Genomic DNA, 10,831 nt, shown 5'->3' with positions numbered 1-10,831 from the left:
AGGATGACACCATCTGCCGCCTCGGGACACTCAATCCGTGAGAGGCCTGTGAGAGGCAGGTGAGAAGCTGCCCGGCACGACGGCAGGGCGCCGTGTGCTGCTTCCGCCCCTGCGATCGTCCGGCGACGCCACGGTGCTGCTGGGCCGAAGTCCGAAGGCCTGGACCCGACTCCAGGAGGCCCAAGTTCCAGCGAGCGGCTTGGGGAAGCCTATGTCGCCGCAGGCCAGAGGAGCGTCCGGATGTGGCACCGTACGCATCTGTGCCGTACGCGTGTTTGATAGCCTCGCCGGGTGACGGAAACGGGGACCGGCATAACTTAGAAGGCAGTTGGCATCGACCTCGCGGAGGCCATACGACTCACCGCCTCCGGTGAGGCCACAACCCAGGATCTGATAGCTGTCCTTCTGCGCTCGCCCTTGTACTTCCAGCGCCCGCCGGGGCCAGGCTTCCTGAGCGTGGGAAAGGCTGGCTCGGGCGTCATCCCAGTGTTCTCCTCGCTGGCAGAGCTGGCCCGGTACGCAGGGGCGTGTGCGTGGGCGTCCACTACGGGTGAGGATCTAATGAGTCTGGCACCGCCGGGCTACCGCTTCGTTCTCGATGTGCTCGGCATTTTCCCGCAGTTCATCGACCCGGAGCCCTGGCGGCAGGCGCACTCCCCGTCGGACGGCGCGTCGTGAGCGGCGCGGACTATTCCGTTGAGATCGACTCGCTGAAGGCCATCATCACCCCGCTTCAGGAGTCGATGGCCGCAGCCAAGCGAATCAAGGACGAGAAAGATGAGTTGGCCGGCCACTACCTAAAGAACCCAGGCTCCGCCGAAGTCGCCTCAGCGGGCAAGGAATTCCTGTCTGCCTGGGGCTATGGCATGGGGCTCCTTGCCGACTTCGCTGACGACGTCGTCGCCAAGCTGGGCGAAACCATCAACGCCTACACCCAGGCTGAGGAGTACGGGATCGAGGGCTTCACCCCATCGGGCGAGAACCTCGCCGGGCTGGGCGGCGGCGGAACCACGGCCCAGGTGTAACGCCGGGCAGCAGTGGGCGCGGCAGAACGGCGCGCCCGTGCTCGATGGTCCTGACGGCGTTCCCTTCACCGACAAGGACAGGGAGTGGCAGCAGGGCTTTGAGGACTGGGCGTTCGGATGAGCTTGGACGGCGGCGGCACCGCCTCGGAGATACCGGCCGATGCGACCAAGACTGACCTGATCCCCGGGGACCCGCAGGCCCTTGATGACCTGGCGGCGATTTTACGGATGTACGCGGGCGCGTTCCGCGACGCCGAACAGCGGCTGAAGAAGGTTCACGAGGCTCAGTGGAGCGGCACCGCGGCGATCGACTTCCGCCGTGCGGTGAAGCAGCTGCCGGACACGCTGGTGACTGCCTCCGAGGAGTTCGGCCGGGCCGCCACGGCCTTCACCAACTTCGCACACGCCCTGCGCGACGCGCAGAACAAGGCCACACCGCTCATTGATGATGCGGCGGACGCGCGTTCGGCTTCCCGGCGGTACCAGCACGAGGTCGACGCCTACAACGCGGCCGTGGAGCGCGAGGACGCGAACCTGCCCCCGCGTCCGCCGGAGAGCGATCCCGGCGGCGATGCGATGAACGAGTGCATAGGCCGGTTGAACACCCTGCGCCGCGACGTCGAGGAAGCCGCAGCCGCGGCCGTACGGGCTCTCAAAGCAGCAGCGGAGGCGGCCCCTGACGAGCCGGGCTGGTTCGACAAGGCCCTCGGTGCGGGGAAGGACCTGCTGCAGGGCGTGTACGAGGGCGGCAGCGGGCTCATGGAGCTGGCCTCGATGATGTCCCAGCCGTGGAAAGCATCCAGCGCCCTCCAGCTGGCCGGCATGGTGGACGGGGTTGTCTACGGTGCCCAGCATCCAGTGGAGTTTGCCAAGACCGCAGTGAACTGGGACATGTGGCGCGACCAGCCATTCCGCGCCGCTGGTCAACTTATCCCCGACATGGCCCTGGCCCTGCTCACCGATGGCGGCTCGCTTGCCACCAAGACCCGTGGCCTGCTCCGTAAACCAGGCAAGGGCCGCGACAGCACCGACCACACCCCGGACGAGGTCTCCCGCCCCAGCGGGGAGAAGTCCTGCGCCGGGGAGCCGGTCGACATCGCCAACGGCGAGCTGATCATCACTCACACTGATCTGACGCTCCCCGGAGCCCAGCCCCTGGTGCTGGAGCGCACCCACCTGTCCAGCTACGGCGCTGGCGGCTGGTACGGCCCCAGCTGGGCCGCCACCCTGGACCAGCACCTGGAACTCGACGACCGCGGCGTGGTGTTCGCCGGTGCCGACGGCATCCTGCTCGCCTACCCGCCGCCTCAACCGGACGCCCCCGTCCACCCGGAAAGAGGCCCACAGTGGCCGCTGACCTGGGACGGCAAGCCCGACAGCGACCTACACATCACCGACCCAAGCACGGGCCGGACACTGATCTTCACACCACGGCCGGGCCACAGCGAGGCGCCGCTCACCGCCATCGCCGACCGCGCCGGCCGCCGCACCACCATCGACTACGACCCAGTAACCGACGCCCCGACCGCAATCCGCCAGCACGGCGGCACACGTATCGCGATCGACACCCATCCGGAGATGCCGCGCATCACCGCGCTGCGCGTGCTGGACCCTGACGACCCCAGCGGTGAGGGCACCCTGGTGGCCTCGTACGGCTACGACGAGGCCGGCAACCTCACCGAGGTCCTCAACTCCTCCGGGCTGCCGCTGACCTTCACCTATGACGAGGAAGACCGGGTCACCTCCTGGACCGACCGCAACGGCACCCGCTTCGGCTACTTCTACGACCACCGGGGCCGGGTCCTGCACACCGTCGGTTCCGACAACGCGCTGTCCGGGCGGTTCCACTACGACGAGGACAACCGCACCACGGTCTACACCGACTCCCTCGGCCACGCCACGACCTACCGGTACAACGCCGCCTGTAAGGTCACCACGATCACCGATCCGCTGGGAAACACCAGGCTCACCGAGTACGACCCCACCGGCCGCCATGTCACCGCGGTCACCGACCCGCTCGGCAACGTCACCCGCTACACCCACGACGCATCCGGCAACCTCACAGCCGTCCAGCTGCCGGACGGAACCGAGGCCCGCGCCACGTACAACGCCCACCACCTCCCCATCGAGATCATCGAGCCCGCCGGAGCCACCTGGCGCTACACCTACGACGAACGCGGCAACCTCCTCACCGTCACCGACCCCACCGGCGCCGAGGCACATCACACCTACGACGCCGCGGGTCACCTGGCGTCCGTCATCGACGCCCTCGGCCACACCCGCCAGGTTCAGGCCAACCCCGCCGGCTTGCCCATCGCGGTGACCGACCCGCTCGGGCACACCACGACGGTCACCCGCGACGCCTTCGGCCGCCCGATCACCATCACCGACCCCCTCGGCCACACCACCCGCATTGGCCTGGACAGCCGAAGGCAAGCCCGCCTGGCGCGAAGCCCCAGACGGCACGCGGGAGACCTGGGAATGGGACGGCGAGGGCAACCTCCTGACCCACACCGACCCGGCCGGGAACACCAGCCGCTACACTCCAGATGCGCACGCCGGTCTGGTGCCGCACCCAGGCGTCGCAGATCGGTGATGCCTGCCGCGAGGTCGTCGACCAATTGCTGGACGTCAACGCGCTCGATCGGCTCCGCGCCGCCCAGGGGGTTCTCGGTCTGCGGAAGAAGTACGGCGAGACACGGCTGGAAGCCCCATGCGCCAGGGCCATTGCCGTCGGCGACCCGTCTTCCGCACCATCAAAGGCATCCTCATCGCCGGGACAGAGACCGACCCCGAGCCCGAGACCAGCGGAGACGCCGGGGCACCGTCCATCGAGCACCGGGCAGCCTCACAGGGCTTCCCAGCAGCACTCGGCTGGCCTCCACGCGGAGTAGGTCGGCGAGCAGACCAATGACCAAGCAGAGAGCGAGTGGGGCGACGGGTCTGCACAAGCAAGAAGGTGCTTGCCGCGGGAGGCGATCAAAGAGATGGACCGAGGACGCTAGGACTTGTCCGGAGCGTTGGGCAGAGCCAGCAGGCCGCCGATGATCGCGAACGAGGCCAGGTATGCAACTGTGCCCCAAACGCTGACGTCGTCCTCGACCACATGGCCTCCGAGAAAGAGCCATGCCACCGTACCCACCGTCACGAGCAGGTGATTGCCGCGCTCCCTCAACGCACGCATCCCTGCCCACAGCAGCAGCGGCATCGACATCACCCCAGCGGCCGTTGCCAGCACCGACTCAAGAGCCCCGGAGAAGAAGGCGTCCGGATTGGCCTCCCTCACGCCCCCCGCCCACTCCCTTCCAGACGTCCAGGTCCAGTAGGAGGCGCTGGCAGCCACCGTCGACACGACAGCGCCCTTGACCAAGCGGGCGATCTTCCTGCTTGTCATTTTCACTCCTTCGTAGAGGAAAGCGGGGCCTGAGTTCACGCACTCAGGCCCCGCCCAAAGGATCAGAGGAGGTCAGCCGCGGACAACAGCGAGCCTGTCAGCTCCTTGGTGACCGCACCCTTGCCATTCACGAGTCCGGGGCACGTGCCGACCGCGGCCGCCGGAGAGGCGAACGTAGCCGGCGAGCACGCCGCCCGCGAGAGCGAAGGCGGCGAGACGGGCCAGCCAGATCACTTCACTGGAGCGTGTGCTCCAGGCTGTCGACGTACAGACGCGCACCGGCGATCTTCGGGTGGAAGCACTTCATGGACGGCGCCACGTTGCCCGGCAGCCATTTCGTGTCGCGGTTGTCCGCTTGCGAGTGGCCGGACAGGACGACGCCGTGCACCGACTCCGGATCACCGCAGATCGCCTTGCCTGCGAACTCGTCACGCGGGTCGGAGAACACCGCGTCCGCGTTGTACTGGCGGTTGGCGTCGGCGACCGCGCCCTGCATCTCGCTAGCCAGAGTGTCCGCCATCCCGTTGAGCCACGGCGCTTCCTCGGTACCGATGCCAGTGACACATTGACCGTTCTTCTCCAGGAGCCTGGGATAGCCCATGAGAACGATCTCCGCGTTGGGAGCACGCTTGTGGATCTCCCCGAGGGTGTTGGCCAGACGCGGCCTGACCTGGTCGTGGAGCCACTTCGGTGCCCACTGATCCAGCGGGCCGGTTTCCTTGCCGTTCTTCCTGCCGGTGTCCGGGTCCACGTCCTCGATGGAGTTGTTGTTGCACACGGTCATGGCCGCGATGCACTCCTGGACGATGTCAGCGAACCGGGCGTCGTTGCCGCCGATCGCCAGGGTGACCAGCGTGGTGTTCTGGTCGAGATAGCCCTGCTCGATCTGCGGCAGCTCACTGCTTTGCCCCTCGCGGAGGATATTGTAGTGGCGGGCACCGGAGCACGCGACGAACTGGTAGTCCATGTTGGGGTCCCGGGCGTCCGCCATTTGCCCGATCGACTTCGAGTAGCCCGGCAGCGTTGCCTGACGCGACCACGCGTACTTCGACCGGTGGCACTTGTCCTCCGTGTCCGGCTGCTGCTGGTCGTAGTAGTCGGACTCCGGGAAGTAGTCCGCGCCGCCGTTCTCGGAGACTCCTTCGCCCGAGGAGTAGGAGTCGCCCATGACCACGATCTGGTTCTTCGGCTTGCCGCCCAGCGGCTCGAAGCCGACCGCGTCCCAGGCGACGTCTTCCGTGCCCTTGCCGTCCTCCGTCACGTTCGACAGAGCCACCGATGGTGCCCCCGTGAAGTTGAATGCCCCGAGGGACACCCACTTGTTCTCCATCACCCTCTGCGGCTTCACGCGCAAAGCGCTGGTGGAGTTCGTACCGCCCACCGAGTAGGCGGCCTGCCGGGTGTGTGCGCCGTGGTCGGGCAGGTGGACCCAGACGCGCATCCAGCCGCGGTCTGATGTGCCCAGCCTCCACGTACCCGTGGCGTTCAGACGGCCGGCATCGTTCGTGCCGAACTTGTTGGTGTGCGTGAACCAGAAGTGGTTGCCGTAGGCAGCGCCGATCTGGTGCAGATCGATCCTGGCTGAGGCGCTGCCGAACTCGAAGCTGAAGGAACCCGCGGACGAGACCGCACCACACGAGCGGCCGGAAGAACCGGTCGGTGTGACACCGTTGGCGACGTCGTCCACGATCTTCGTCCCGGAGGGCAGGCCGGCTGAGCACCGCGGCGGGTAGGAATTGGCGTCCGGCTGCTCGGGGTAGGTGTCGTCGAACCGGTGGACCGGGTTTCCGCACTGCGCTGCGGACACGCAGTCCTTCCACTTGGCCGGCTTGTTGTACCAGCACTTCAGATACAGCGGATCCTTATCGTTCGGGTCGCCAGGCAGCAGGCACGGGCCCTTGCCGGTGTCGTTGCTCGCACTTTCGCCGATCTTCTGCGGGTCACACTTGTTGCTGCTGTCGCAGAACGTATTGATCGGAGGCTTGGCGGTTGTGCGGTTCATGGTGGTGTTCCACCACGCCTGACGGTATCCGGACTGGATGTCGCCGGGCTTGAACATCGCCGCGATCGGCCGCGCCGCCCAGCCAATGACCTTCTCCTGGTACGGCCAGTCCTGCGGGTGCGCGGCGTGGCTGTAGTCGTCATCCCCGGCAGCGTTCTCCAGGAATGGCGTACGGTTTTCCTTCCACAGAGGGTTGGCCGGGTTGTTCGTCCATCCCAGGCCCCACTTGCCGGAGTTGTTGCCGGACTCGGACTTCGGGTGATAGCCCGTGTTGTACGACCACAGGGCGGCGAACCAGTTCTCGATGTACTTCGGATCGCCGTTGTTGATGATGATTCCGTCAGCCCGGGTCTGGTTCCACTTCTCAACCAGGATGTTCACACCGGCCGCGATGTTGGCCGCGTAGTCGAGCGCGACGGCCTCCTGCTGCGTCTGAGACAACGTGGGCTGGCCCTTACCCGAGAGCCTCATGCCGTCGGTGACCTGTGCGACACCGTAGCCGCAGTCTGACTTGGACCAGTCGATAGACCACGGATCGCCTTGTGTGCCATCGGAGCTGTACTTGATGCCGTAGAAATTTCCGATCAGCGGGTTCGCCGTGACTCCAGGCACCGCGTATCGCGTCGCCTGCCACATGTTCGACTCCTGCGCGGTGACGCCGAGCATCACCTGAGCCGGGATATGCCAGTCCGCACCGCTGCCGCCGCTCAGGGACTTCAGCGGGAACAGCGACTGCGGCGCGTACGCCGCCATGCCCGTGTTCTTCCAGTTTGCGGCCCTCGTCGCGCCCTTGTTGAGCTTGCCGACGATGGCCTGGTCCACCGCCCACTCGATCTGACGCGGAGTCGGCTGGAACGCCTGCTTCTTCGGATCGTTCCTCGGGACCGAGCACCAACGGTCCGCGTCGATCGTCGACGCCATCGCCGCCCTGCCGGACGACGCGCGCTTGGGCAAGGCCGGGCTCGCCGCAGACGCGGCACGCTCGGCCCTGTCGCTGCCGATACGGTCACCCGGCATTGCGTCCAGAACGGCCTTCTTACCGGTATCCAGGGCCTTCAGCGTGATCCTCGCAGTTCGCGCGGAGAAGGCGTCCCGCTGCAAGATCCGCGAATCCTTGCCGTTCGCCCACTCCGTGGTCACAGCGGCGGCGCCGCGGCTGGAGATCCGGGCGTCCTTGTCGATTCCCCCAGGGTTTCGGACCGCGTCAGGCAGCGACCCTCTGCTTCGGGCCTGACCAGTGACGTACACCGTTCCCCCAGGTGTAGGTGCGAGGTCGAACCGGGTCAGCCCACCCTGCGCCAGCTTCGCGGCCCTCGCCTTGCCGTTCGCCGCACGCAGGGCCGACGCACTGACGCGGGAGACCGCAGCCTCGTCATCGGCCGAAGACCGCATCCTCCCGCCGCGAAGACGGTCGATGAAGGTGACACCGCCGCCAGCATCCGGCTTGAGCTGGAACGGCGTGGCATGGGTGCGCGCCACCACCCTGACCGTCGGGCCATTGATCTTCACGATCTGCGGGCCACGGGCAGCGACGATCTGGTCGCCTACTGGAACCGCCGACGTGACCTGACCGGGCACCATCGCCTGCTCGGTCTCGCCTGTGCGTGCGTCGACCGTGACCAGCCGGGTCTTGTTCTCCTTTGACGCCTTCTCATCGGTGAACTGGGAGAACGCGACGTTCTCACCCGTTCCGCAGCCCGGAGAGAAGTACCCGAGGGTGGCCTGGAACGGCAGCTTCCGCACCTCGCCGCTCCTCAGATCCACGAAAGCGGCGAACGCGCCACGGCTCATGAGCTCGGGCTTGTTCGTGAACGTACGCGGCGCGTACGCCACAGCGGCGTAGGTGCCGGATCCGGTCACGCAGGCGTTGCCGATCCACGTGTCCGTCTCGAAGCCCGGCTCGGTCAGCGAGGCAGCGGTCTTCCATCGGTAGCCGTCCTTCTCGTCGGCCACCATCACGTGGAACCCTGTGCCGTCACCCGACGTCGTGAACGCCTGGTCCGACGACGACCGGTAGTTCTTGCCCAGTACCGCGGTCCGCTGCTTCGTGGGGACCGAGCGGGGCTTGGCGCCCGGCTTTGTCCCGTCGCCCGACCGTGGTGCTTGCGGGGACCAACCGTTGGCCGCCCCTGGCGGGACTGCGTCTGCGTAGGCTTGCGTGGTCCCGAACCCGCAGGCCACCGCGAGCGCGATGGCCGTGGTCACAGGAACACGCGCCCCTAATATGCTGCGTCTCAACTTCCCCGTCTTTCTTCCGAGAAACATGCCCAAATCAGGGCGTGAAACCGTCCGGGAGCCCGGCGCCCGCAGGCAGAAGAGCAAGCCTCCGGCGGAGATGTAATTGCGGGAGATCGGAACAACCTCAACCACAGGTCGCTTCGCGTACATGGCCAGCCACTCCCCCGCTGCGACCTGTCGTCCGGCTTTTTCTTCAGCTCAGAAGCGATCCCATGCGGAACGCGACGCTCCCACCGGGCTGCCGGCGGGAACGACACCACTAGATGTCTTTCAACTTGTCATGCGACACCGCCCTGCCTGGCGCTGTACCGCGCCAGGCAGACAGAGTGTTCTTATGCGCGTGTGCGGTCCACGCTGACGATGACGACCTTCGGGTTCTTCGGCACAGGTTTCGTCCCTGCCTCATCCAGCGCGGTGTGAACTGCCGATGCGCGCTGGCCGGGTTGCAGGACATCCGTGTCGACGTGCAGGAGTGCGTTGTAGCCGAGCGGCCCCGTCAGCCGGATGTAGGCAACATACTTGGCGGGATCGCGGCCCTCGTTGGCGACCTCTACGCCCACCCAGAAGGAGTCGCCGGACTCTTTGCGTACCGGCTTCTTCACGGTCACGCCGTCCTTGGAGGCGACGACGTCCGCGCCGCCCTTGCTGGGCGTGCCGCTGCTCTCAGGCGTGCTGCTGTGACCTTTCTCCGAGCCGGTCGGCGCCGCTTCCCTGGTAACTCTCGGCGACGCCTTGTCCTGTGCATTCGTGCCCGTGCCGCTGCTGCACGCGGTTGTTAGGGCTGCTGCGGCAGCCAGTACCAGGGCCACCCCGAGAGCCTTGCCGCCCCCCGGGCTGCGGTACGGGGCCGGTGCGTTGAGAGTCAACTCATCTCCTAGTTACAGAAGCTGCCGCGGACTGCGTTGATGATGTACGCGTCATCGCTCTTGCGGTGCTTCATCAATGCCGTGGTGTCCGCACAGTTGTTCATCTTCACTGGCCCGGCATACTGGCTGTAGTTGCCTTCATCGGTGTCGCAGCGGGGCCTGCTGGCCTTGTTCTCGCAGACACTAAGCTTCATCCACTTGGATGAGCCGAGGTTGTTGTCGAACACAGCGCACAGCCAGTTGTCTGGGCCGAGGCCACCGTTGTCGTAGAGGAACAGGGTGCCGAACCTGCGCTCATCGGGCAGCCGTTCCGCGTTGTAGAGCTTGTACTGGGAACCGCAGAGGCTAGCGGTGGCTCTGACGGCGTCCGGGTCGGACTGGGCAATCTCGCGGGTCTCGGCGCTGGCCTTCGACGAGATCTTGACACCGGCCACCTCCGTTACCTGAGCCGGCGTCTTCGGCTCTGAGGTGGTGGGTCTGATCGCCGCGGTGGCCTGCGGAGCGCCGACGGCGGACGCGGCTGTGGCGGTGATGGCGAGCATGGTACGTAAGACGGTTTTGGCCGTAGCCATATGGGTGTTCCCCCCGAAGATGCGGAATTGGTCGTGCCGCAGACTGAGCACCCGTCCCCGTTTTTTGCGAACCCCCCGGTTCTACGCGGGCCGGGCCAGCCTCGCGATCGCATAGAAACCTACCCGCAAAGAGGTTCGAAGACCTACGGGCTTATTGGGGTGCCTTCCGGTCATGCAGTCGACTCGGCTACGCAGGGTGGCGAACCGAATACACAATGCCCGCTATTGGATGTAATGAGGTAAATCGAGCCATCTACTGCATCACACATAGCCACCACAGGTGACATTCGCCACACAGTGAGCGTGTCGCGGTGTGCCGAAAGACACGGAACTGCGCCACAGGTCGCGCATTCGGCGACCTGAGCGCGTCCTTCCGTTAAAGGACTACATGTCGGGAACCACCGCACGGCCGAAGGGGGTATAGCTGACGGACCCCGCAACGTCTGGCTGAACGTCACCACGTTCGCTGCGCATCAGCGTCACCGACAACGACATCTACCTGCACACCCTCCTCGGCGGGGCGCGGGTCGGCAGACTGTCTTGCGCCTCCAAGCCGTCGTCCTCGGCTTCACGATCTTCGACCGAGTCCGCACGGCACCCGATCACTGCGCTAGTCGAACCATGATCACCCCCCGGCGTCACCGGCTGTGTTGATGTTCCCCAGCCGCCAAGAGAGCCAGCCTTCACAGACCCACTAAGCCTCGATCCACCGAGGTGGATTCAGAGTGATCTTC

At 66.2% G+C, this 10,831-nt stretch carries 6 protein-coding genes; 2 read left to right on the top strand and 4 right to left on the bottom strand.

The annotated features are described in order from the left end of the window. The first annotated feature begins 674 nt into the window (after positions 1–674). Together ACY34J_RS28315 and ACY34J_RS28310 are read left to right on the top strand one after the other, a co-directional pair. Positions 675–1,025: a hypothetical protein gene (locus ACY34J_RS28315; protein WP_462729488.1), complete on the top strand. Its 351-nt coding sequence runs from the start codon at positions 675–677 to the stop codon at positions 1,023–1,025. A gap of 117 nt (positions 1,026–1,142) precedes the next feature. Continuing rightward, a complete protein-coding gene (locus ACY34J_RS28310) occupies positions 1,143–4,073 on the top strand; it encodes a putative T7SS-secreted protein (RefSeq protein ID WP_462729489.1) in 2,931 nt (976 codons plus the stop codon). Here ACY34J_RS28310 and ACY34J_RS28305 read toward each other — a convergent pair. The 4 genes from ACY34J_RS28305 to ACY34J_RS28290 form a co-directional block, all read right to left on the bottom strand. Then, positions 4,027–4,419 carry a hypothetical protein gene (locus ACY34J_RS28305; RefSeq protein WP_462729490.1) on the bottom strand — a complete coding sequence of 131 codons (393 nt, stop codon included), beginning with the start codon at positions 4,417–4,419 and terminating at the stop codon, positions 4,027–4,029. The genes ACY34J_RS28310 and ACY34J_RS28305 overlap by 47 nt on opposite strands. Positions 4,420–4,654: 235 nt before the next feature. Beyond that, complete coding sequence (locus ACY34J_RS28300) at positions 4,655–8,686, bottom strand: golvesin C-terminal-like domain-containing protein (protein WP_462761990.1); 4,032 nt, start codon at positions 8,684–8,686, stop codon at positions 4,655–4,657. A gap of 305 nt (positions 8,687–8,991) precedes the next feature. Further along, positions 8,992–9,525 (bottom strand): hypothetical protein, encoded by a 534-nt coding sequence (locus ACY34J_RS28295; RefSeq protein WP_462729492.1) that lies wholly within the window; start codon positions 9,523–9,525, stop codon positions 8,992–8,994. Positions 9,526–9,533: 8 nt separating this feature from the next. Beyond that, on the bottom strand, positions 9,534–10,097 hold the full coding sequence (locus ACY34J_RS28290; RefSeq protein WP_462761989.1) for a hypothetical protein: 564 nt from the start codon (positions 10,095–10,097) through the stop codon (positions 9,534–9,536). Positions 10,098–10,831: the final 734 nt, after the last annotated feature.

This window comes from Streptomyces sp. HSS9-12 (genome assembly GCF_054963655.1).
Note: the sequence above shows the minus strand (reverse complement) of the source record. Positions and strands in the feature narration are given on the sequence as shown.

What these genes read in the sequence shown, in the direction of transcription:
- ACY34J_RS28310 (WP_462729489.1), top strand. Translation starts at nt 1,143, where the DNA reads ATGAGCTTGGACGGCGGCGGCACCGCCTCGGAGATACCGGCCGATGCG.
- ACY34J_RS28305 (WP_462729490.1), bottom strand. Translation starts at nt 4,419, where the DNA reads ATGACAAGCAGGAAGATCGCCCGCTTGGTCAAGGGCGCTGTCGTGTCG.
- ACY34J_RS28300 (WP_462761990.1), bottom strand. Translation starts at nt 8,686, where the DNA reads ATGTTTCTCGGAAGAAAGACGGGGAAGTTGAGACGCAGCATATTAGGG.
- ACY34J_RS28290 (WP_462761989.1), bottom strand. Translation starts at nt 10,097, where the DNA reads ATGGCTACGGCCAAAACCGTCTTACGTACCATGCTCGCCATCACCGCC.